At 35.1% G+C, this 23,394-nt stretch carries 20 protein-coding genes, 3 tRNA genes and 1 pseudogene; 20 read left to right on the top strand and 4 right to left on the bottom strand.

All coding sequences use genetic code 11. The features are described 5' to 3' along the window. The first annotated feature begins 10 nt into the window (after nt 1-10). The 12 genes from BWGOE10_RS27290 (at nt 11) to BWGOE10_RS27235 (ending at nt 9,145) form a co-directional block, all read left to right on the top strand. Nucleotides 11-82, top strand: a tRNA-Glu gene (locus BWGOE10_RS27290). 21 nt (nt 83-103) lie between these two features. Beyond that, nucleotides 104-179: transfer RNA gene (locus BWGOE10_RS27285), tRNA-Asp, on the top strand. Between the two features lie 41 nt (nt 180-220). After that, nucleotides 221-293, top strand: a tRNA-Phe gene (locus BWGOE10_RS27280). Between the two features lie 282 nt (nt 294-575). After that, nucleotides 576-1,283 (top strand): cell wall metabolism DNA-binding response regulator WalR, encoded by a 708-nt coding sequence (gene walR / locus BWGOE10_RS27275; RefSeq protein ID WP_000971867.1) that lies wholly within the window; start codon nt 576-578, stop codon nt 1,281-1,283. Between the two features lie 3 nt (nt 1,284-1,286). Further along, a complete protein-coding gene (walK, locus tag BWGOE10_RS27270) occupies nt 1,287-3,122 on the top strand; it encodes a cell wall metabolism sensor histidine kinase WalK (protein WP_070145745.1) in 1,836 nt (611 codons plus the stop codon). Next, on the top strand, nt 3,119-4,462 hold the full coding sequence (locus tag BWGOE10_RS27265) for a YycH family regulatory protein (protein ID WP_070145743.1): 1,344 nt from the start codon (nt 3,119-3,121) through the stop codon (nt 4,460-4,462). Before walK ends, BWGOE10_RS27265 begins: the two co-directional genes overlap by 4 nt. Further along, a complete protein-coding gene (locus tag BWGOE10_RS27260; RefSeq protein WP_070145741.1) occupies nt 4,443-5,279 on the top strand; it encodes a two-component system regulatory protein YycI in 837 nt (278 codons plus the stop codon). The genes BWGOE10_RS27265 and BWGOE10_RS27260 overlap by 20 nt, the downstream gene beginning before the upstream one ends. Continuing rightward, the gene (locus tag BWGOE10_RS27255; RefSeq protein ID WP_002144575.1) at nt 5,263-6,057 is read left to right on the top strand and encodes an MBL fold metallo-hydrolase; all 795 of its coding nucleotides are present in this window, start codon (nt 5,263-5,265) and stop codon (nt 6,055-6,057) included. The genes BWGOE10_RS27260 and BWGOE10_RS27255 overlap by 17 nt, the downstream gene beginning before the upstream one ends. A gap of 64 nt (nt 6,058-6,121) precedes the next feature. Further along, entirely contained in the window at nt 6,122-7,309 is a 1,188-nt protein-coding gene (locus BWGOE10_RS27250; RefSeq protein WP_070145739.1) for a S1C family serine protease, read from the top strand. Between the two features lie 53 nt (nt 7,310-7,362). Next, nucleotides 7,363-7,548: a CxxH/CxxC protein gene (locus BWGOE10_RS27245; protein WP_002035001.1), complete on the top strand. Its 186-nt coding sequence runs from the start codon at nt 7,363-7,365 to the stop codon at nt 7,546-7,548. Between the two features lie 59 nt (nt 7,549-7,607). Continuing rightward, complete coding sequence (rlmH, locus tag BWGOE10_RS27240) at nt 7,608-8,087, top strand: 23S rRNA (pseudouridine(1915)-N(3))-methyltransferase RlmH (RefSeq protein ID WP_002123590.1); 480 nt, start codon at nt 7,608-7,610, stop codon at nt 8,085-8,087. A 179-nt stretch (nt 8,088-8,266) separates the two neighbouring features. Beyond that, nucleotides 8,267-9,145 carry a radical SAM/SPASM domain-containing protein gene (locus tag BWGOE10_RS27235; RefSeq protein WP_070145736.1) on the top strand — a complete coding sequence of 293 codons (879 nt, stop codon included), beginning with the start codon at nt 8,267-8,269 and terminating at the stop codon, nt 9,143-9,145. Between the two features lie 36 nt (nt 9,146-9,181). Here BWGOE10_RS27235 and pepF read toward each other — a convergent pair whose 3' ends face one another. Both pepF and guaC read right to left on the bottom strand, forming a co-directional pair. Beyond that, nucleotides 9,182-10,999, bottom strand: a complete 1,818-nt coding sequence (gene pepF / locus BWGOE10_RS27230) for an oligoendopeptidase F (protein ID WP_070145734.1) — start codon at nt 10,997-10,999, stop codon at nt 9,182-9,184. A 138-nt stretch (nt 11,000-11,137) separates the two neighbouring features. Next, nucleotides 11,138-12,121 carry a GMP reductase gene (guaC, locus tag BWGOE10_RS27225; RefSeq protein WP_000432440.1) on the bottom strand — a complete coding sequence of 328 codons (984 nt, stop codon included), beginning with the start codon at nt 12,119-12,121 and terminating at the stop codon, nt 11,138-11,140. A 275-nt stretch (nt 12,122-12,396) separates the two neighbouring features. Here guaC and BWGOE10_RS27220 point away from each other — a divergent pair, with 275 nt between their 5' ends. Both BWGOE10_RS27220 and BWGOE10_RS27215 read left to right on the top strand, forming a co-directional pair. After that, complete coding sequence (locus tag BWGOE10_RS27220; RefSeq protein ID WP_070145733.1) at nt 12,397-13,392, top strand: lysozyme inhibitor LprI family protein; 996 nt, start codon at nt 12,397-12,399, stop codon at nt 13,390-13,392. 206 nt (nt 13,393-13,598) lie between these two features. Then, nucleotides 13,599-15,044 carry a DEAD/DEAH box helicase gene (locus BWGOE10_RS27215; RefSeq protein ID WP_070145731.1) on the top strand — a complete coding sequence of 482 codons (1,446 nt, stop codon included), beginning with the start codon at nt 13,599-13,601 and terminating at the stop codon, nt 15,042-15,044. Nucleotides 15,045-15,086: 42 nt separating this feature from the next. Here the strand turns inward: BWGOE10_RS27215 and BWGOE10_RS27210 are convergent, their stop codons facing one another. Next, on the bottom strand, nt 15,087-15,647 hold the full coding sequence (locus BWGOE10_RS27210) for a DUF1836 domain-containing protein (RefSeq protein WP_070145729.1): 561 nt from the start codon (nt 15,645-15,647) through the stop codon (nt 15,087-15,089). A 164-nt stretch (nt 15,648-15,811) separates the two neighbouring features. On the opposite strand from BWGOE10_RS27210, the gene trhA reads away from it, so the two are divergent. Together trhA and galE are read left to right on the top strand one after the other, a co-directional pair. Then, nucleotides 15,812-16,459, top strand: a complete 648-nt coding sequence (trhA, locus tag BWGOE10_RS27205; RefSeq protein ID WP_000995373.1) for a PAQR family membrane homeostasis protein TrhA — start codon at nt 15,812-15,814, stop codon at nt 16,457-16,459. A 184-nt stretch (nt 16,460-16,643) separates the two neighbouring features. Continuing rightward, nucleotides 16,644-17,660, top strand: a complete 1,017-nt coding sequence (galE, locus tag BWGOE10_RS27200; protein WP_070145728.1) for a UDP-glucose 4-epimerase GalE — start codon at nt 16,644-16,646, stop codon at nt 17,658-17,660. 48 nt (nt 17,661-17,708) lie between these two features. Here the strand turns inward: galE and pelG are convergent. Then, nucleotides 17,709-18,080: pseudogene (gene pelG, locus BWGOE10_RS30640) on the bottom strand (exopolysaccharide Pel transporter PelG); the annotation flags it as partial. Between the two features lie 303 nt (nt 18,081-18,383). On the opposite strand from pelG, the gene BWGOE10_RS27195 reads away from it, so the two are divergent. From BWGOE10_RS27195 to BWGOE10_RS27180, 4 genes are all read left to right on the top strand, one after another. Beyond that, nucleotides 18,384-18,974 carry an AmiS/UreI family transporter gene (locus tag BWGOE10_RS27195; protein ID WP_000542579.1) on the top strand — a complete coding sequence of 197 codons (591 nt, stop codon included), beginning with the start codon at nt 18,384-18,386 and terminating at the stop codon, nt 18,972-18,974. 116 nt (nt 18,975-19,090) lie between these two features. Next, on the top strand, nt 19,091-19,969 hold the full coding sequence (locus tag BWGOE10_RS27190; RefSeq protein ID WP_131798985.1) for an NAD-dependent epimerase/dehydratase family protein: 879 nt from the start codon (nt 19,091-19,093) through the stop codon (nt 19,967-19,969). 385 nt (nt 19,970-20,354) lie between these two features. Next, the gene (locus BWGOE10_RS27185) at nt 20,355-21,425 is read left to right on the top strand and encodes a nitric oxide synthase oxygenase (protein ID WP_070145724.1); all 1,071 of its coding nucleotides are present in this window, start codon (nt 20,355-20,357) and stop codon (nt 21,423-21,425) included. Nucleotides 21,426-21,790: 365 nt separating this feature from the next. Beyond that, nucleotides 21,791-23,359, top strand: coding sequence for a BCCT family transporter (locus BWGOE10_RS27180; RefSeq protein WP_070145722.1), 1,569 nt, complete (start codon nt 21,791-21,793; stop codon nt 23,357-23,359). The last annotated feature ends 35 nt before the right edge of the window (nt 23,360-23,394 follow it).

The following is a 23,394-nucleotide window of genomic DNA, read 5'->3' as shown; positions in this document are numbered from 1 at the left end:
TATTTTTCGTGGCCCGTTGGTCAAGTGGTTAAGACACCGCCCTTTCACGGCGGTAACACGGGTTCGAATCCCGTACGGGTCATGTTTTTTTATGTTCATTTTTGGTCCCGTGGTGTAGTGGTTAACATGCCTGCCTGTCACGCAGGAGATCGCCGGTTCGACCCCGGTCGGGACCGCCACTTTTGTTTATACCACCATTAGTGGTTTTATATATAGTTTTGGCTCGGTAGCTCAGTCGGTAGAGCAGAGGACTGAAAATCCTCGTGTCGGCGGTTCGATTCCGTCCCGAGCCACTCTCAGGATATTAAGTGGGCCCACTTAATATCCTTTTTATTTTGTCCAGTTTTACAAAAGTGGGTAGTTATTTTACAATAGAATAAGGAGCCTCTAGCAGTTGAAGCTAGAGGTTTTTCTATAGATCGTATAGGATTCCGTGTAAAAGTGGATGATACATGAGTCTATGAGAATAGAGGAGAAATACTTAGACTAAGATTGTTGTCATATAGGAACATACTATAGAAACACCAATATGTTTGAGGATTATTGATCATATTTTTATAAGGAGGAAATAGACGATGATGGGAAAGAAAATTTTAGTAGTTGATGATGAAAAGCCGATTGCGGATATTTTGAAGTTCAACCTAGAAAAAGAAGGTTTTGAAATTGTAATGGCGCATGATGGTGATGAGGCGATTGAAAAAGCAAATGAAGAACAGCCAGATATGGTTTTATTAGATATTATGTTACCGGGAAAAGACGGTTTAGAGGTATGTCGTGAAATACGTAAAAGCTCAGAAATGCCAATTATTATGCTTACAGCAAAAGACTCTGAAATTGATAAAGTATTAGGGCTTGAGCTTGGGGCGGATGATTATGTAACGAAGCCATTTAGTACGAGGGAGTTGCTTGCCCGTGTGAAGGCGAATTTACGTCGTCATCAGCAGGGTGGTGCTGCAGAGAAAGAAGAAAATACTGAAATGGTTATTGGACCAATCGTTATCAATTCGAATGCTTATAGTGTAACGAAGCGTGAAGAAAGCATTGAGCTTACACATCGTGAATTTGAATTACTACATTATTTAGCGAAGCATTTAGGTCAAGTTATGACTCGTGAACATTTATTACAAACAGTTTGGGGTTATGATTATTTTGGAGATGTACGTACAGTAGACGTAACAGTACGTCGTTTACGTGAAAAAATTGAAGATAATCCAAGTCATCCTACTTTAATTGTAACTAGACGCGGGGTAGGGTATTACTTGCGTGACCCAGAACAGGAATAGTATATGAAGAAAGTTGGTTTTTTTCAATCTATTCATTTAAAATTTGTGCTCATATATATGCTGTTAATATTAATAGCAATGCAAGTAATTGGTGTATATTTCGTTAGGGAATTAGAAAAAAGCCTTGTAAAAGGTTTTCAAGATTCCTTAACGCAGCAAACAAATTTACTTTCTTATAACTTGAAGCAAGAGTTTGTAAAAGAACGTCCTAAAGCAGAATCAGTAGATAAAGCTATTAATGATTCGATTCAAAAATTTGCATCGGATCGTAAGAGAGATATTCAAGAAATAAGCGTAATTGATTCTACTAAAAAATTAATGGCAATTTCAGACGCGTCTAAGCAAAATAAAGTAGGACGAACGTCAGCAGACACAGCTGTACAAAGGGTAATGGTACAAAAAAAACCAGAGTCAAAGGTTGAGAAAGACGTGAAAACAGGTCATCGGGTTCAAGTGATGATTACTCCTATTCTAAAAGAGCAAGAAGGAGAGGTACTTGGCGTCATTCGTATTGTTGCATCTATGGAAGATGTGTATAAACAAATGAAAGATATAAACCAAATTTTCGCAACGGGGACAGTAATTGCTTTACTAGTAACAGCTGTACTTGGAATTTTATTGGCTCAAACAATTACGAGACCAATTTCAGATATGCGGAGACAAGCAATTGAAATGGCAAAAGGAAACTATTCGAGAAAAGTAAAAGTGCATAGCCATGATGAAATTGGACAACTAGCATTATCTTTCAATAATTTATCAAAAAAATTACAACAAGCCCGCTCTTCAACAGAGAGTGAGAGACGCAAATTATCATCTGTTTTATCACATATGACAGATGGAGTAATTGCTACTGATCGAAAAGGCGACATCATTTTATTAAATGATCCTGCGGAAAAAATGTTAAATGTTTCGCGTGAAACGGCATTAGATCAATCTGTCTTAGAAGTGTTAGGGATACAAGAAGAATTTACGCTGGATCATTTATATGAAGAACCTGATTCAGTTTTATTAGATTTTAGTACGAGGAATGAACCATATATTTTACGTGCTAGTTTCTCTGTCATTCAAAAAGAAACAGGGAAGGCAAATGGTTTAATTGCTGTATTATATGATGTAACGGAGCAGGAGCGTATAGAGCGAGAGCGTCGTGAGTTTGTTGCGAACGTATCTCATGAGCTAAGAACACCGTTAACAACAATGCGCAGTTACTTAGAAGCACTTACGGATGGTGCATGGCAAGATCCGAATATCGCACCGCAATTTTTAACGGTTACACAAGAAGAAACAGAAAGAATGATTAGACTTGTAAATGCGTTGTTACAACTATCTAAACTAGATAGTACAGAACATCGCTTAATGAAGGAATGGGTCGACTTTACTGATTTCTTTAATAACGTTATCGATCGCTTTGAAATGTCTAAAGAGCAAAATGTAAGCTTCAAACGATCTTTCTCTAAAAAATCTCGATTTATTGATATGGATACAGACAAAATTACACAAGTTTTATATAACATTATTTCCAATGCATTAAAATATTCGCCAGAAGGTGGCACAGTAACATATCGCCTGCGTGACCGTGGTGAGTTATTAGAAATTAGTGTGAGTGATCAAGGAATGGGTATCCCGAAGGAAAATGTAGATAAAATATTTGAACGTTTTTACCGTGTAGATAAAGCTCGCTCAAGACAAATGGGTGGTACAGGTCTTGGATTAGCCATTGCGAAAGAAATGATTGAGGCACACGGCGGCTCAATTTGGGCGAAAAGTGAGGAAGGAAAAGGAACAACTATTTATTTCACACTGCCAATGGCAACTGATGAAGAGGACGATTGGGAATGAGTATGGAAAACTTTAAAACGATAGTTTTAATTAATTTAGTTGTTATTAGCCTATTTCTTACTTTTAACTTATGGACATATGTTCCTGATTCTACTTCTATGCAAAATACAAAGTTCGTTCAAGGTAACGAAGATATAAATCCGATAAAGATTTCGGAGGTTGTTCGCCCATCCTCTGTAATCGTTCATAAAGAGAAAAATCATTATGTGAGTGAAAACAAGAGTAATGTGGATTTAATTTATAGAATTCTTGAAAATGGAGAGTTACATGATTTAAAGGAAATAACAGGGACAGTTCCTAAAGGTGATTTTCTTTCGTATGTACATGGAGAAGAAAAAATCGAATTTGTTTTTCCTACAAACATTCCACTGGGTACGATTAAAAGTATGTTTAATTTTAAGGATAAAAACATAGAAGGTAATAGGAGTTTCAATCGTATTATAATTGACCCTTCTCGAAGTAAGGACCAAGAAATTAAAATTAGTTTTGTTTCCTATGATACTTATCCTTATCGTAAAATATATGAAGCAAAATTGAGTGGTGTTTACGTAAAGGATGTTATAAATGCTCAAAATCAACTTATAACAGTCGCGAGACCGTATTTTGAATATCAAATAAGTGATAGAAAAAAACTTTACTTACCAGATGGAATTACGGAATTAAGTGAGGTAGAGTATTTTGGATCTAGGTTAGATGAGGATACATTTAAAAATGCATTATTTAGTGATCCACGTTATTTAAGCCCTATTTCTGAGAAATCAAAGAAAACATTTACAGATGGTATACGTTCTATGGAAATTGATCAGTCAAATGCAATGTTGAAATACAAAAACTCCGCTGTACATAGTGATGAATCTATGGATAATGCAGCACTTTTACAAAAAAGTTTTGACTTTGTAAGTGGGCATAGTGGTGCGTTAAAACTCTATCGTTTTGATTATATTAATAAGGGGAAAACGTCCTTCCGTTTTTATGAGGATGGGTTGCCTGTATTTAATAGCGATGGAATGGCGGAATTAAAGCAAGCATGGGGTTCAGGTGAAATCATGCAGTATGAAAGATCCTTTTTTGATCCAAGTTTCAAATTGCCTAGTAAACAACTAACAACTTCTCTCGCATCGGGTCGTACAGTGATGACATCATTAGAGAATAATCCGCAAATTGATAAAAATTCAATTCAGGATGTTGGAATTGGTTATAAGTTATCATTGGAAGATTCCATCAACGAAGGAAAAAACATTATTTTAAAGCCAATATGGTATGTAAAATGTGAAGAAAATGGTAAGCAAAAAATATTTGAATGGAGTGAGGGGGGACTAAATGGATTGGGATCGAATTAAAACCATATTTATTGTGACCTTTTTTGTTTTAGATCTCTTTCTTATCTTTCAGTTCATTCAAAAGCAAGATAGTAATCAATTGGAACTTGTGACAGAAACAAAAATTGATCAACAATTAAAAGAGTCTAAAATTACTATGGGGAGTTTTCCTAAAGAGCCGAAAAAAGAGTCGTTTATTATGGCGAAAAATAAAAGCTTTAAGGAAGAAGATGTGCAGTCTTTAAAAAATCAAACAGTGCATCTGCAAGAAGAATATAAGATAGAAAGTAAGTTGAAAGAACCATTTTTAAATGCAAAATCGTTATCAAAGGACAAGTATAATGATTTCTTAAAAAGCTACGTGCTTGATGGGCAGAAATACGAGTTTGGGGCAATGAAAGATTCAAAAATTTATTTCTTTCAAAAGTATAAGGATAAGCCGATTTTCTACAACAATCATGCAATGATTGTTGTAGATTTGAATGAAAAAAATGAGCTTGTTTCGTATACACAAACAATGTTAACGGATTTGAAGGAAATGGGCGAAAGTGAAAAAACGAAAGAACAAGAAATTATCACTGCTCAAACAGCTTTAGAAAATATATATGTAAAAAATAAAATTGCAGAAAATACGCACGTGAAAGAGGCGCAGATTGGATATGCGACTCTAGCTGAATCTTCTTCTAATATACAAGTGCTTGCTCCAACGTGGAACTTAAAGACAGAGCAGAAAAAGGACTATTTTGTGAATGCAATTGAAGGACAAGTTATGGAATTAGGGGAAACTCAAGTGCCGGAAGAACATAATGGAGTGAGAAAGAATGAGTATGCACTTTAGTGTACTTGCAAGTGGGAGTACAGGGAATATGCTATATGTAGGAACAGATGAAAAAAAATTGCTCGTCGATGCAGGTTTAAGTGGTAAAGCTACAGAGGCCTTATTTAAGCAAGCTGAACTGAATATAAATGACATATCAGGTATTCTTGTAACACATGAGCATAGTGACCACATTAAAGGATTAGGTGTATTGGCGCGTAAATATGATTTACCTGTTTATGCGAACGAGAAAACATGGAATGCAATGGAACATTTAATAGGTAATATCCCAACTGATCAAAAATTCATTTTCTCAGTAGGAGACGTGAAAACATTTGGGGATATTGAAGTTGAATCATTTGGTGTTTCTCATGATGCGGCAGAACCGATGTTTTATGCTTTTCATAACAATAATAGAAAGTTAGCTCTTATTACAGATACGGGATACGTAAGTGACCGTATGAAAGGTGTTATTAAGGGAGCGAATGCTTTCGTATTTGAAAGCAATCATGATGTGGAAATGCTTCGTATGGGACGCTATCCATGGAGCATTAAAAGACGCATATTAAGTGATGTAGGTCACGTTTGTAATGAGGATGCTGCATTAGCGATGGCGGATGTTATTACAGACGAGACAAAACACATTTATTTAGCGCATTTAAGCTTAGATAATAACATGAAAGAATTAGCGCGTATGTCTGTATCACAAGTGTTAGAAGAAAAGGGTTTTGGAGTGGGAGAAGCCTTTGAAATACATGACACAGATCCAAAAATGCCTACGAAAATTCAATACGTATAATTCTTCATTTTAGTAAACAATAAAGGTGAATATAGTTGTTTTTTAGGAAGATAGGTGAACAAATATGTCCTTTATTGATGAAGAAAAGTATCGTATAAAACGTGCAGGGAAAAAGAAGCATAAAGGTATCGTCATTTCTAGCATAGCGGGAACAATTGTAGGGGCTTCATTATTTGCATTTGGAGCCCCTTTATTTTCAAATCATGCCGGTAAGCTTCCGCAAGCTGAAGCGAGTGAAAAAAATATGGCTGAGGCTCAAACTGGAAGTGTTCCTGTTAAACAGATTAGCTTTGTAGACGCTGTTGATCGAGCTTCAGAGGCTGTTGTTGGTGTTATTAATATTCAACGAGACGATTTTTCAGAGGCTGATTCGGAAGCTGGTACAGGCTCTGGTGTGATTTATAAGAAAACAGATGGACATGCGTATATTGTAACGAATAACCACGTTGTTGCTGGGGCGAATCGTATTGAAGTGAGCTTAAGTGACGGTAAGAAAATTCCAGGTAAAGTATTAGGAACCGATGTAGTCACAGACTTAGCGGTACTAGAAATAGATGCGAAGCATGTGAAGAAAGTGATTGAAATTGGCGACTCTAATACCGTTCGTAGAGGAGAACCAGTTATTGCGATTGGAAATCCACTTGGGCTACAATTTTCTGGGACTGTCACACAAGGTATTATTTCGGCTAATGAGCGTATTGTTCCTGTAGATTTAGATCAAGATGGACATTACGATTGGCAAGTAGAAGTATTGCAAACAGATGCTGCAATTAATCCAGGTAATAGTGGTGGTGCACTTGTAAATGCAGCAGGGCAATTAATTGGTATTAACTCAATGAAAATTGCAGCAAAAGAAGTAGAAGGAATTGGACTAGCTATTCCGATTACAAGAGCCGTCCCTGTTATGAATGAACTTGAGAAATACGGTAAAGTAAAAAGACCTTATGTTGGGATTGAACTAAGATCATTAAATGAGATTCCGAGTTACTATTGGTCAAAAACGTTACAATTACCAGGTAACGTAACAGAAGGAGTATGTGTTTTAGATGTGAAAAGTCCTTCTCCAGGTACGGATGCGGGTCTTAGAGAACATGATGTTATTGTGGCGGTAGATGGAAAAGCGGTGCACGATATTATTGGGTTCCGCACGGCCTTATATAATAAAAAAATTAATGATAAAATGACCCTTACGTTTTATCGTGGTACAAAACGAGCGACAACAACGGTGAAATTAGGCATTCAAAAGTATTAAAAACAGGAGGGCCTACCTCCTGTTTTCTATTGTAGAAAAGTGAGGTGAAGAATATGAATTTACCTTGTTGTTTAGAACATGTTGAATTAGCATTAGATATCATTGTGGATGAGTGTGAAGTTGCACCGGTTATCAACAATGTGGATAACTCTAAAGAAGAGAAAAAAACATGTGAATTTTGTCAAAATGAGGCGACATATGTTGTATCGAACACAGATTCTCACACAATATGTGGGTAACATTTGTGGATATGTGGATAAGTACTGTGGATAACGTGTTTGTAAGGTGGGGAATAGATGTGAATATCTCGATTATTTCAATCGGAAAATTAAAAGAAAAATACTTAAAACAAGGTATAGCAGAATACTTAAAACGATTATCTTCGTACGCAAAAGTAGAAGTAATTGAATTGCCAGATGAAAAGGCACCAGAAAATTTAAGTGCAGCAGAAATGTTAATTGTAAAAGAAAAAGAAGGCATACGTATACTGGATAAAATTTCTGATGATACGCACGTCATTGCATTAGCAATAGAAGGAAAACAAAAATCATCAGAAGAGTTTGCAGCAAGTATAGATCGCCTTGCTACATATGGAAAGAGCAAAATCACATTTGTAATTGGTGGATCACTGGGGCTTAGTTCTGAAGTAATGAAGCGCTCAAACGAATCTCTTTCTTTCTCGAAGATGACATTACCACATCAATTAATGCGATTAGTATTGCTTGAGCAAGTGTATAGAGCATTTCGTATTAATCGTGGTGAACCGTATCATAAATAAATTTTTCATTTGTATATAAAGAGTAAAAAAGACCATTGGACAAAAATCACCGATGGTCTTTTAAACATTAATGAATGGTATATAGATTTCCTAAAATAAGTATGTTTCTATTTTTAAAAAAATATGCTGTAATATGAAGAGGAAAAAGTATAAGTAGTCAGAGAAGTGAGGAATTAAAGGTGAAGAAGTTTAAGAAGTTTTACTTGGAGATTACGAGTGTATGTAATCTTGCGTGCAGCTTTTGTCCGCCGACGGAAAGGCAGAAGCAATTCATTTCTGTAGAGGATTTTGCTAAAAGATTAGACCAAATTAAACCTCACACAGACTACATTTATTTGCACGTGAAGGGTGAGCCGTTGCTCCATCCAAAAATAGATCAACTATTAGATTTAAGCCATGAAAAAGGGTTTAAAGTTAATATTACAACGAACGGAACGTTAATTAATAAGAGAAGGCATAGACTGTTAAATAAGCCTGCGTTAAGACAAATGAATTTTTCACTGCACAGTTTTGATGGACACCCAGGTTCGCAAGATAAAGAGGGCTATGTAAGGAGTATACTTTCCTTCATTAGAGAGGCGACAAGTCAATCGGATTTAATTGTTTCGCTAAGATTATGGAATTTAACTCAGGACAATAAAACGAATCTTGAAATTCAGCGGAATAGAGATTTATTATCTATTATAGAAAATGAATTTGATCTTTCTTATAAAATTGAAGAGAAGCTTACACCAGGAAAAGGTATAAAAATTGCGGAACGTGTATTTATTAATCAAGATTATGAATTCCAGTGGCCGGCATTACATGAAGAAGAGGATGATGGAAAAGGATTCTGTCATGGTCTTCGAAATCAAGCAGGTATTTTAGCGAATGGAACGGTTATTCCTTGTTGTTTAGATGGTGAGGGAATTATTAATCTTGGAAATATTAATAATGATTCATTCTCTAATATTATTGAAGGCGATAGAGCGAAAAATATTGTAGATGGATTTTCAAAAAGGGTCGCAGTAGAAGAACTATGTAGAAAGTGCGGATACCGCAAAAGATTTGGAAAGTAAATATAGAATAAGCCCTCATAAAGCGAGGGCTTATTTTTATTCTTGATAAGAACGCTCTAATTCATCAATTAAGGAACCGACGTAAGAAACAGCTTTACGGATTGCATCTGGTTTTGACATGTCTACTCCAGCGTGTTTCATTAATTCAAGTGGTTTCATTGTACCGCCTGCACGGAGTACATCAAGCCAGCGATCAACAGCAGGTTGTCCCTCTTCTTTAATCATTTGAGCTACAGTAGTAGATGCAGTTAAGCCCGCAGAATATGTGTAAGAATATAAGCCCATATAATAGTGAGGTTGACGCATCCATGTTAAACCAGCGCCTTCATCAATTTCTACCGAATCTCCCCAGAATGTCGAAAGGACCTTTGTTTTTATTTCAGTTAAAGTTGTAGCTGTGAGTGCTTGCCCTTCTTCTGCTAGGGTATATACTCGTCTTTGATATTCTCCCTCAAGTAGATGGGTAACGAAGTTGTGGTAATATGTGCCGAGTAGTTGCAGAATAACCCATCTGCGCATTCTCTTATCGTCGGTAGTCGCTAGTAAATGCTGGGCTAATAGTAATTCATTCATCGTTGATGGTGCTTCAACAAAATACATAGATGGACGTACATTCATAATGCGCTGATTTTTATTGGCTAAATAAAAATGACCAGCATGTCCAAATTCATGAGCTAATGTGAAGCATCCACGCATCGTATTTTGCCATGTAATTAAAATGTAAGGATGGGAAACATACGGGCTAGAGCAGAAAGCACCTGTTGATTTTCCGATATTATCTGCAAGGTCTACCCATCTTTCCTTAAAGCCCGTTTCAATAATCGTATTATATTCAGGTCCTAATACTTTTAAAGATTTTTGAATTAATTTACCAGCTTCTTCGTATGTGATGGTTGGATTAAATTCAGGATCTAACGGTGCGTGTAAGTCACAGAAAAGCATTTGATCAAGCCCTAATACTTTCTTTTTTAAATCTGCAAAACGGCGCATATGAGGCGCTAATTCGTTATAAATAATATCTAGTTGGTTGTTATACATTTCAAGTGGAACTTTTTGAGGTTCTAAAAGCATATGGGTAACGGACTCGTACTTGCGTAAACGAGAAAGCGCCACTTGTTTTTTTACTTCAGTAGCATACGTTGTTGCAACTGTATTTTTATATCGTTTCAATGTGGAAACAAATGATGAATATGCTTTTCTGCGTATATATGCGCTTGGAGAAAATTCATAGTTACTTTCAAATAATGCAAACGATACAGGTAAATCATTTCCTTGTTCATCTTGTATAGAAGAGAAATCCATATCGGCTAATTTAGTCATGCCGTAAATTTTGTAGGGAGAACTATGAACTTCGCCGAGTGCAGCAAGAGCTTCTTCTGTTTCAGGAGAGAGCGTGTGTTGCCTTTTTTGTAGTATTTCTAGTAACGATTTACGGAAAGGCTCAAGTTTTGTTTCCTCAGTTAAATATTTTTCAATTGTTCCTTCTTCAAAGGAGAGAATTTCATTATGAATAAAGGATAGTGCGGTATGTACTTTCGTCCCTAAAGCGGACATTTTGGAAGAGTTCGCTTGAATAACTGAATCTGTACGATCAGCGGATTCTTTTAAATTTGCATATGCGCCGAGTTTTGTTAACTTCATTAAAAGCTCTTCTTCTAAAAGTAGGCAATTTAATAAGGTAGCGGGGCTAGTGTGTAATTGTCCTTTAAATGCATCAAGTTTTTTTATATCGTCTGTTAATACACGTAATGCAGTTTCCCACTCTTTATCAGATTCGTATAAATCAGAAAGGTCCCATGTCAATTCAGTAGAGACTTCCGCGCGAATAAGGCGTTTCTCAATTACATTTTTCATTTGTTATATCCCCCTTATTAATAAGTATCTAAAAATATGATACTAGAAAATTCAGTAAAATGAAAATATTTTACATTTTTATACATGAAAAAGAAGGACAAGCATAAAAATGCTTGTCCTTCGAGTTAAATTTAAAAATTAATATACTTTATCACCGTTGAAAATAGAGTTTTTCACGACTACATAATCTACAGTACGAATTGAGTCTAACTTTGTTCCACCGGCGTAAGAGATAGAAGATTGAAGATCTTGTTCCATTTCGATTAAAGTGTCTTCTAAAGAACCTTTATGCTCAACGAACATTTTCTTACCTTCAACGTTTTTCTTCTCGCCTTTTTGGAATTCAGAAGCTGAACCGAAGTACTCTTTATAAAGTTTGCCGTCTTTCTCGATTGTTTCCCCTGGAGACTCTTCATGACCAGCGAATAGAGAACCGACCATAACCATAGTTGCTCCAAATCGAATTGATTTAGCTACATCACCATGCGTACGGATACCACCGTCAGCGATAATTGGCTTACTTGCAGCTTTTGCACACCAGCGAAGTGCAGCTAACTGCCAACCACCAGTTCCAAAGCCTGTTTTAATTTTAGTAATACAAACTTTACCAGGTCCAATACCAACTTTTGTTGCATCAGCACCAGCGTTTTCTAATTCTCTTACCGCTTCTGGAGTTCCGACGTTTCCAGCGATAACGAAGCTTTCTGGTAAATGTTTTTTAATATGTTGAATCATGTTGATCACAGCATTAGAGTGACCATGTGCGATATCGATTGTAATGTATTCAGGTGAAAGTTGCTCAGCAGCTAATTGTTGTACGAATTCGTATTCGTCTTCTTTAACACCAACGCTGATTGAAGCAATTAATCCACGTGATTGCATATCTCTAATGAATGAGATTCGTTTCTCTGGTTGGAAACGATGCATGATATAGAAGTAATTATTTTCAGCTAAATAAGTTGCGATTCTTTCATCTATAATCGTTTGCATATTTGCAGGTACGACAGGTAATTTAAATTTATGTTTTCCTAAAGTGACAGTTGTATCACATTCAGATCGGCTGTTTACAATACATTTTGCAGGAATTAATTGAATGTCTTCATAGTCAAATACGTTTTCCATCATTTACACCCCTAAAATACGAATATTTTATTTTTATTGATTAAAAATGTTCGTCCATAGGATAATTTATATCATTTTTAGTAAGAAGTCAAAGATTTTCTTAACATTTTTAAAAAAAGAAGCCAATATATTTTAAAAATAACGTTAAAAACGAATTTAAATAGATTTCTTATGCGTAACGTTCGTTTATAAAAAAAAGTAAGGAAAATTGCGATAATTGCATAAGATTGTATGTATGCTTCTTATTTTGAGCGAGGGGGACTGGGGGAAATACTATGAAAAAGTTAATACTAACAATAGGAATAACTTTGTTGGTTGTTGCCGGATGTAGCAATAATGATGCCTTTGATAAGGCAAAGAAACAAGGGGATTTAGCATTGGAAAATAAAGAATACGATAGAGCAGTCGCATCTTTTGAATTAGCATTAAAAGAAAAGAAGGATGATCGGGAAATAAGGCTGAAGATGAATCAAACGAATAAAATGATTGAAGCATTACAGGAAAGTAATATAGACCGAGCAATTTCGTTATTGAGGGAAATTGAAAATGGTTCTGTTAGTCCAGTTATATTAGCTAAACAAGCAAAAGAAAAACGAGAAGTTTTAGCTAATCAAAAAGGTGAGGAAGAAAAATATAAGCAAATGCTCGCTAAAGTAGAGGAGTTAAAAAACGAGCAGAAGTTTGCGGATGTAAAAAATCAACTGAATGTAATTATTAGGGAAACGAAAGGAAAAGAGCAGTTTAAAGTATATTATCAAAATGCGAATGAACAAATCACACAGATTGTGCCGAGGACAATTGATGTAGATAAAACAAAAGATGAGAAGTCTAAGGAGGAAAAAGTAAAAGAAGAAAATAAAAATGAAGGGAAGCCGAAAGTAGAAGAGCCTAAGAAAGAAAGAGTTATTGCCGGTGAAAGGGAAAAATATATTAGTAAATTAAATAGTATTGAGGAGAGTTTGAAGAAATTCGATTATTTATATGAGAATGGGATTACAACTGAAATGAAAGAAGGAGAGGGAAGAAGATACGAAGCGTGGGATGCAGCTTTAAATGAGATTTATGCTGTTTTGAAAAAGCAGCTTTCTACGGGTGAGATGAACACTTTAAGAGAGAAACAACGTGAATGGATTACGTATCGAGATCAAAAAGCAGAGGCAGCTTGGAATGAATCCGGACAGGGAACATTGTCAGGTTTAGCAATTATTTCATCGAAGGTAAATAGTACGAAGGAAAGGTGCTATCAGTTAGTTGAACAGTATATGAAATGATAGAGGTTTATTTTTATAATGAAATAATATTTTTATAAATTTTTTGAAATAGAAAATCCTTTTGTTTAGTCAGGCGAATCACGAATGATTCGCCTTTTTATGTGAGCTTTCAAGTATAATGAATAAGGTGATAATAACGTATATGATGATTCATTGATAGGAAAAGCGAAAAAAGAAAATAATACAGAATAAAAAGAGGTTAATATATGAGTAAAAAAAGTTTTGCTGATTATGCATTAAGTAAAGAAATTGTAAGAGCACTTACTGGTTTAGGATATGAACATCCAACGGAAGTGCAAGGAGAGGTTATTCCAGTTGCCTTGCAAAAGAAAGACCTTGTCGTGAAATCACAGACTGGAAGTGGAAAAACCGCTTCATTTGGCATACCACTTTGTGAAATGGTGGAGTGGGAAGAGAATAAGCCACAAGCTTTAGTTTTAACACCGACGAGAGAGCTTGCGGTGCAAGTAAAAGAAGATATTACGAATATAGGCCGCTTCAAAAGAATTAAGGCTGCTGCAGTTTATGGTAAATCTCCATTTGCACGTCAAAAATTAGAGTTAAAGCAAAAAACACATATTGTAGTTGGGACTCCTGGCCGTGTGTTAGATCATATTGAAAAAGGTACTCTTTCTTTAGCGTGTTTGAAGTATTTAGTTATTGATGAAGCAGACGAAATGCTGAATATGGGCTTTATCGATCAAGTAGAGGCAATTATTGACGAGTTACCTACAAAACGAATGACAATGTTATTTTCGGCAACACTTCCAGAAGATGTTGAAAAGTTATCTCGTAAGTATATGGATTCGCCAACGCATATTGAAATTAAGGCTGCCGGGATTACAACAGATAAAATTGAACATACACTTTTTGAGACGAGAGAAGAGGAGAAGCTTTCACTTCTTAAAGATGTAACAACGATTGAGAATCCAGATAGTTGTATTATTTTTTGCCGTACACAAGAAAATGTAGATCACGTATTTAAACAGTTAAATCGCGTTAACTATCCTTGTGACAAAATACATGGTGGTATGGTACAAGAAGATCGTTTTGAAGTTATGGACGATTTTAGAAAAGGAAAGTTCCGTTATTTAGTAGCGACAGACGTGGCGGCTAGAGGAATTGATATTGATAATATTACACATGTTATTAACTATGATATTCCATTAGAAAAAGAAAGTTATGTACATCGTACGGGAAGAACGGGACGAGCTGGTAATAAAGGAAAAGCTATTACATTCATAACACCGTATGAAAATAGATTTTTAGAAGAGATTGAGGAGTACATCGGCTTTGAAATTCCAAAGGCACTTGCACCTTCAAAAGAAGAAGTTATGAAAGGGAAAGCAGTATTTGAGGAAAAGATACATGCTAAACCAATTATAAAGAAAGATAAAAATGCGGACCTAAACAAAGGAATTATGAAATTGTACTTTAATGGCGGGAAGAAAAAGAAAATTAGGGCGGTAGATTTCGTCGGTACAATTGCTAAAATTAAAGGTGTTACAGCAGAAGATATAGGAATTATTACAATACAAGACAATGTTTCTTACGTTGAAATATTAAACGGAAAAGGACCACTTGTTTTAAAAATCATGAAAAACACAACGATTAAAGGGAAACAATTAAAAGTTCATGAAGCAATTAAGTAAACAAAAAAACTATCCACTTCAAACAGGTGGATAGTTTTTTGTTTAAGATTCTTTGAGATCATCAACTAATTTTTCTGCTAAACGTCTATACATATTACTCATAGTCACGAAGGATGTTAGTAATAAAAACTTTTCTAGTGTTGGATCTTCTAAGGAAGAAACCTCGTTTACTTCCGTAACACGCTTATTTACGTCTTGTTTAAAGCTTTCTACATTGGTTTCAGTAAGAGAAAGATAATCTTTATATAGAGTATTTAATTCGAATGTATCATCGTTTATTAACGGTGCATTTATATTTTCTAAGGAGCTTTTTATATCATTAATGGAAAGTGCTCCTTTTAATTGATAAATTAAGCTGATTAAAATCATATGTTCTTTTGAATACTTTTTATTTTTGATAGGGATGAATAGTTTCCCTTTTGCGTAATTGTTAATCATTGTTTTTGTTAATACTTTTTCATCATCATTTCTCGTTGTATCCGCATAAGTATTCTCAAATAGTTGGACAACTTGGTCTACATATAAGTCGACATTTGGGATATCCTCAAGTTTAATATTTTTTTCTAAATGTAATGATTCAAGTAATTTATTTATATTTTCCACGTAGAACCCCTCACTTTTATAACTTAGTGGAACTTAATGTTTAGTATGTCTTTAAATATGGTATTACGAAACAAATGAAATGTAAATGTTGACCCGTATGAATAATATATATATAATTATAAGTAGTTATTAAAACTACATGTAATTATATGAGGGGTGTTTATATGAATGCTTATGTAAGAGAACCAGTTAATGCATTTACTCACTTAGGAGGAGCTGTATTATCATTTATTGCATTATTAGCTATGATTGTGAAAGTTTCTGTTAAGATGCCATCTTTTGCTGCAATTACAGCTGTTATTTTATTTGGTATCGGGATGATGGTACTTTATATGGCATCAGCTGTGTATCATAGTGTCGTAGCCAGTGAACGTGTTATTTATTTCTTTAGGAAGCTAGATCATTCTATGATTTTTATATTAATTGCAGGTACATATGCACCCTTTTGCTTAATTACATTAAATTCGGCAAATGGTTTACTATTATTTTGCTTAGTTTATGCAACGGCGATTTGTGGTATTGTTTTTAAAATGTTTTGGTTTAATTGTCCAAGATGGTTATCGACAGCAATTTATCTTCTGATGGGTTGGTTAATTGTTCTATTCTTTGCACCGCTAGCTGAGAATTTAAGTACAGGAGGTATTATTTTCTTAGTACTTGGAGGCATTTTTTATACAATTGGTGGGTTTATTTACGGTGCGAAGCCAAAATGGTTGGAGTTTAAATATATGGGACACCATGAAATTTTTCATGTCTTTGTATTGTTAGGTAGTCTTGCGCATTTTCTAAGTGTATATTGTTACGTAATTTGATCAAAAAACGCCACGCGATGTCTGTTATGTGGCGTTTTTTTATTACCTGATTGGAATCGTGTATTGTACAAAATAAGTGTGGGATAAAATGTAAGTTTCTGTGTTCGCATAATAAACATACGATAAGAAATATGTGATATACTTTGAGAAGTTTATAATGAATGAAATATGGAGGACTATAATTATGGCAATACTTGTAACAGGTGGAGCAGGATATATTGGTAGTCATACATGCGTAGAATTACTAAAAAACGGTTACGAAATTATAGTAGTAGATAATCTTTCGAATAGCTCGGTAGAGTCTATAAATCGAGTGAAAGAGATAACAGGAAAACAGTTTAAGTTTTATAAAGAAGATATTTTAAATCGAGAAGCACTTGATACGATTTTTGAAGAAAATACAATTGAAGCTGTTATTCACTTTGCAGGCTTTAAGGCTGTAGGGGAATCAGTAGCAATTCCATTAACGTATTATCATAACAACATTACAAGCACATTAGTGCTATGTGAAGTGATGCAGAAGCATGATGTGAAGAAGATGATCTTCAGTTCATCTGCAACAGTGTATGGTATCCCAGAAACATCACCAATTACGGAGGAGTTTCCATTAAGTGCAACAAATCCATATGGTCAAACGAAATTAATGATTGAACAAATTATGCGTGATGTAGCATTTGCGGATGCAGAATGGAGTATCGCATTACTTCGTTATTTCAACCCATTTGGTGCGCATGAAAGTGGACGTATTGGAGAAGATCCAAACGGAATTCCAAATAACTTAATGCCATATGTAACACAAGTAGCAGTAGGTAAGCTAAAGGAATTAAGTGTATTTGGAAATGACTATCCAACAAAAGATGGCACGGGTGTCCGTGATTATATTCATGTTGTAGACTTAGCCAATGGCCATGTAAAGGCGCTTGAAAAGGTACTTGGCACTACTGGGATAGATGCATACAATCTCGGTACAGGTACTGGTTATAGTGTGTTGGAAATGGTTGAAGCATTTGAAAAGGTTTCGGGCAAAGAAGTTCCTTATAAAATTACGGAGCGTCGCCCTGGTGATGTGGCAGTATGTTTTGCCGATGCATCGAAAGCGAAGCGTGAATTAGGATGGGAAGCAAAACGCGGATTAGAAGAGATGTGTGCAGACTCTTGGAGATGGCAATCAAATAACAAAAATGGCTATCTAGAAGTTTAATAAATAAATAAAAATGACCTTTTTGCGGGAGCAAAAGGTCATTTTTATTTATTTATTTCCATTAAGTTTATTAGCAAATTTAGTAAAGAAAGTTCGTCGTTTTATAGGAGCATTTGACTGACAAAACGTGTAGTAATCAATATCTTTAATGTAAGTAAAGAGCCTAGAAATAGCATATAAGAATGTAATAGAAGATCCGCGTGCAAAACTAATACCGTAACCATTGAACCCAAATGGAAGTAGAAGAAGACTTAATAACAGGTTTGCAAAAAAGAACAGGGCTGATGTTCGAAATGCCCCTTTACGATCTTCAAAATATAAGAGTAGTAACGTGATAACAAGGACCATCCCGTTTGCATAAGCACCAATTATAGTCAGCTGCAAAATAGAGTATTCAAGTGTTACGTTCCCAGATTGAGATAGGGAAAATGTATCACTCTACTAATTTTTTATAGAAATAAAAAACGTAATATTGAAAAGAATTTCAATACTTGTATCATGGTTAGAGTACGTTTATAATCAAGGAATCCTATTTAATGTTCTGATAGGGTTATTTATTATTGAAAGCGTTTTAAATACGTTCTTCTTTAAGGTAGGAAGTCTGACTTATTCAGATTAAAAATTATGTATGTAGTTTTAAATAGGAAGAAAAATAATAAAGGATCACTTTATATTGTGGGGAGGTTAAAAGTGTGAAAGGGAAAGACTTTCACACGAATATATATGGGTTACGTGGGATTATTACTTTCAGGTGCAGCTTTATTTTTAAATAGTCTTGTTATATTGGGCAAAGTAGAGATGAAAAGCGCAGGTGTTTTTAATTTATTTGTGGGGGCACTACAAATTATCATTCCGTTCTATTTGATTATGATTTCTGATCAAAGTAACTGGACGGTATATTCATACGCAGCTACTTTTCTATTTGGTTTAACTTATTTATATGTAGGCGTTACTTTTATTAAAGGAATGGATAGTAGTGGACTAGGCTGGTTCTGTATTTGGGTAGCAATTATTGCTTTATTCTATATGGTTGTTTCATTTGTTCAATTCCACGATGTTGTTAATGCTTTAACATGGTTTATGTGGGCATTACTTTGGTATTTATTCTTTGTATTAAATGCACAAAAAAAGAATATCAATCAATATCTTGGCAGAATTGCCTTTGTACAATCATGGGTAACATTGACGTTGCCTTCACTCTTTTATTTTATGGGAGTATGGGGCGAGGGATTCGTATATGAACTGTGGGTTTATGTATCAGTAATTTCTATTTTATATTGCTGCTATTGTATTTTTAAATATCGAGTACGTTAAAGTATCGTATGTAAGAAAGCATGGAATCTTGATAATGATTCCATGCTTTTTGTTTATAGTCAGGTTTATAATTAAGGTGGTATTTTACAATATTCGATTTTATAAAATAGGGGATGATGAAAGTGAAAAAAGTGTTGGTTCTAGGGGGAACAAGATTTTTTGGTAAGCAATTAGTAGAAGCACTTTTACAAGAGGGACACGATATAACAATTGCAACACGAGGATTTACGGAGGATTCTTTTGGGGATACGGTAAAAAGAATTGTAGTAGATAGAGAAGACGAGAAATTATTGGAAGAGCGTTTAGAAGGTAAGAGTTATGATATTGTATACGATAACTTATGTTATAGCCCGAACGCCGCGGAAATTATATGTAAAGTATTATGTGGTAAAGTGAAAAAATATGTTATGACATCTTCAATGGCTGTCTATGAGCCTGCGCTAGGCCTATTAGAAGAGAACTTTAATCCGTACGAGTATGCAATCACGTATGGAAATAGGAATGATTTTAATTATAGTGAAGGTAAGCGATTAGCCGAAGCAGTGTTGTTTCAACATGCAACATTCCCGGTCGTTGCAGTACGTTTTCCGGTTGTTATCGGAGAAAATGATTATACGAAAAGATTACAATTTTACGTTGAACATGTTGTGAAACAAGAGCCTATCGTTGTGGATCATGTAGATGGAGAGTTGTCATTTATACATGAAAAAGAAGCAGGAGAGTTTTTAGCTTGGTGTGGGATGGAAAACATGGAAGGACCAATGAACGCTTGTAGTAACGGGGTAGTTTCTACTGAAGAAATTATTCGTTTCATAGAAGAGATAACGGAGAGAAAAGCGCTCATTCAAGAAGCAGGAGACAATATAGCTCCTTATAATGAGGTAACTAATTGTACGCTACATAATGGGAAGGCTCGTGAATTGGGATTTCCGTTCCGAGAGCTGAAACTAGAAATGAAAAATGTTTTACACCATTACATAAATACAACGAAGTAATCATAAATCCCCCGGTGGCAAGCCGGGGGATTCTGGAGGATTTCGACAATACTAGTTTTACATTACCAAAGTTACCTTACATGCATGATGAATGCTAATGTGTTACACCAATGTATGGATCTAGTTCATCATAGTCATATGAAAGATTGGGCAATTGAAATGAAGACGTGAAATTACCTCCTTTCCACCTAAAAAGTTGGTGCAGGTCAAAATAGTTTACTTAAGTCAAAAATACACTTGTTTTTTCGGAAGTCAACAAAAATTCTAAAAATTTTCTGAAAAATATCACGATAAAAGTAACACTTTTGATTTCGTTTGTGACTCGTATCCTTTTTGCTTATACTGTAAAGTAGTAGTGTCTTGTTGAGATAGAAGGAGATTGTTTATGAGCAAAACGAAACAATTAATAGAGGAAGCAAGTAATTTTATTACCGTTTGCTATAAGGAACTTAATAAAGAGCAATTAATAAAAGAGCGTATGAAGGAAATTTTAATAGAGATAGAAAAGACTGGCACGTATGAGCATACATTTGAAGAGCTTGTTCATGGATCACGAATGGCATGGCGTAATAGTAATAGATGCATTGGGAGATTGTTTTGGAGTAAGATGCACATATTAGATGCGCGTGAAGTAAATGATGAAGAAGGTGTATATAATGCATTAATTCATCATATTAAATATGCGACGAATGATGGAAAAGTTAAACCGACAATTACGATTTTTAAGCAATATCAAAGTGAAGAGAATAATATACGACTTTATAATCATCAATTAATTCGATATGCAGGATACAAAACGGAAATGGGAGTGATTGGTGACTCACACTCCACCGCACTTACCGATTTATGTCAAGGTCTTGGGTGGCAAGGAGAAGGTACACATTTTGACGTATTACCGCTTGTATTTTCTGTTGATGGAAAAGATCCTGTATATAAAGAAATTCCTAAAAAAGAAGTGAAAGAGGTACCAATTGAACATCCAGAGTACCCAATTTCATCACTAGAAGTAAAATGGTATGGGGTACCGATGATTTCAGATATGCGTTTAGAGATTGGCGGTATTTCTTATACAGCAGCCCCGTTTAATGGATGGTATATGGGGACTGAAATTGGTGCTCGTAATTTAGCGGATCATGACCGTTATAATTTGCTTCCAGCAGTTGCAGAGATGATAAATTTAGATACTTCCAGAAATAGTACGTTATGGAAAGACAAAGCGTTAATTGAGTTAAATATAGCTGTTTTACATTCTTTCAAAAAACAAGGGGTTAGCATTGTAGATCACCATACTGCCGCCCAGCAATTTCAGCAGTTTGAGAAGCAAGAAGTTGCTTGTGGACGGGTTGTAACTGGCAACTGGGTATGGTTAATTCCTCCGTTATCACCTGCTGCAACTCATATTTATCATAAACCGTATCCAAACGACATTCTAACGCCTAATTTCTTCCATAAGTAGTTTGTAATATAAAGGTATCAATCATGAAATTTTAATTTTTTTTAATTCCTATTAGATAGCAGTTGGAAGCCTTTACTTCTAGCTCTTTTGGCACGCCCTTTTTTGAAACGGCCAGTTCCTTGTGTTATAATCAAATTTCTGTTTCGAAGACCTTATAGAAATATAAGGTCTTTTGTTTTGCATTTTTATGTAAGAGGAATAAAATATTCTTTTAAAATAAGAAGGATTTAGCATATTTTTAGGGACAACATAAGTGTGTGTGAAATCATTAAAGCATTATACTTATATAATTATTGTGTGTGGAATATAAACAATAAAACATAATGAAGTTGTTTTTTTAGATTGCTGAGGAAGGAGGAAGGTAAATGAGGATGAAGAGTCAAAAAACGGATTGGCCTGTATTTCTTATTAGTGGTGGCTCACTTTTATTATTTGTAATTGCAGTTATTTTAAATAAAAGTTATGTAGAGGGAGTCATTAATAGCAGTTTTGCAGCTTCAATTAAATATTTTGGTGCCTTTTGGCAGGTTTTATTAATTGGTACATTTATTGTTGCGATGTGTATGGCGTTCTCGAAATATGGGAGAGTTAAACTTGGGGGATTAGAAAAACCTGAGATTAGTACGGCAAAATGGCTCGCTATTATTATGTCTACATTACTTGCCGGAGGTGGCGTTTTTTGGGCAGCAGCAGAGCCAATGTATCATTTGATGACGGTGCCACCAATACATGAAGGTATATCTGCTGGAACGAAAGAAGCAGTCATGCCTGCTTTAGCACAAAGTTATATGCACTGGGGTTTCTTAGCATGGACGATTTTAGGGACAATTAGTGCAGTAGTTATGATGTATGGGCATTATCATAAAGGTATGCCGTTAAAACCTCGAACGCTTTTATATCCTATTTTTGGGGAGAAATTGCGAAAGAGTTTTCTTGGAACGATGATTGATGTATTTGCAATTATTGCGGTAGCTGCAGGAACAATTGGCCCAATCGGATTTTTAGGATTACAAGCAAGTTATGGCTTACAAGCATTATTTGGAATTCCTGATGTGTTTACTACTCAATTAGCAATTATTATTTGTGTAGTGGCCGTTTCTACTATATCTGCGGTAACGGGAATTAATAAAGGGATTCAAATAATAAGTGATTTAAATGTTAAACTAGCGATTTTATTGATGGTGTTTGTGTTATTCTTTGGACCAGGTGGATTTATTATTGATTCATTTGTTTCTTCGTTTGGATTTTATATAAATGAGTTTATACCAATGAGCACATATCGCGGGGATACAGGTTGGTTAGGATCTTGGACAATCTTCTTCTGGGGATGGTTTATTGGATATGGACCGATGATGGCAATTTTAGTGAGTCGAATTTCAAGAGGAAGAACGATTCGAGAAATCATCGTTGCAATTGGAATTATTGCACCTATTATTACAACGTTTTGGTTTACGATTTTGGGAGGATCAGGTGTGTTTTATGAGTTAATGAAGCCTGGCTCTATCTCGGCTGCATTAAGTGAATCTGGAATGCCAGCAGCGATGATGGCAATTACAGGGCAATTGCCACTATCTAATATTATTGGACCAGCATTTCTTTTATTAACAATTTTATTTGTAGTAACAACAGGAGATTCAATGGCTTATTCCATTTCAATGGCAGTGACTGGAGATGGAGATCCTAGAATTAGCTTGCGAATTTTTTGGTCGCTTATTATGGGAGCAGTTGCAGCAATTCTTTTATATATGGGAGAAGGAAGCATTAATGCATTACAATCTTTCATTGTAGTGACAGCTGTTCCGGTATCAATTCTGTTATTCCCGATGCTATGGTTAGCTCCTAAAGTTGCAGGGGAATTAGCATTGAAGCAAGGCATTATACAAGAAAAAGATAAAACTGCTTTCTTATTCCAGAAAGCTAGTAAATCAAAATAAATGATAAACAAACATTAAAAAGAGGAAGCATCTTA

Source organism: Bacillus mycoides, from assembly GCF_001757995.1.
Lineage (GTDB): Bacteria > Bacillota > Bacilli > Bacillales > Bacillaceae_G > Bacillus_A > Bacillus_A mycoides_B.
The sequence above is the reverse complement of the archived record's forward strand: the minus strand, read 5'-3'. Positions and strand labels throughout refer to the sequence as shown.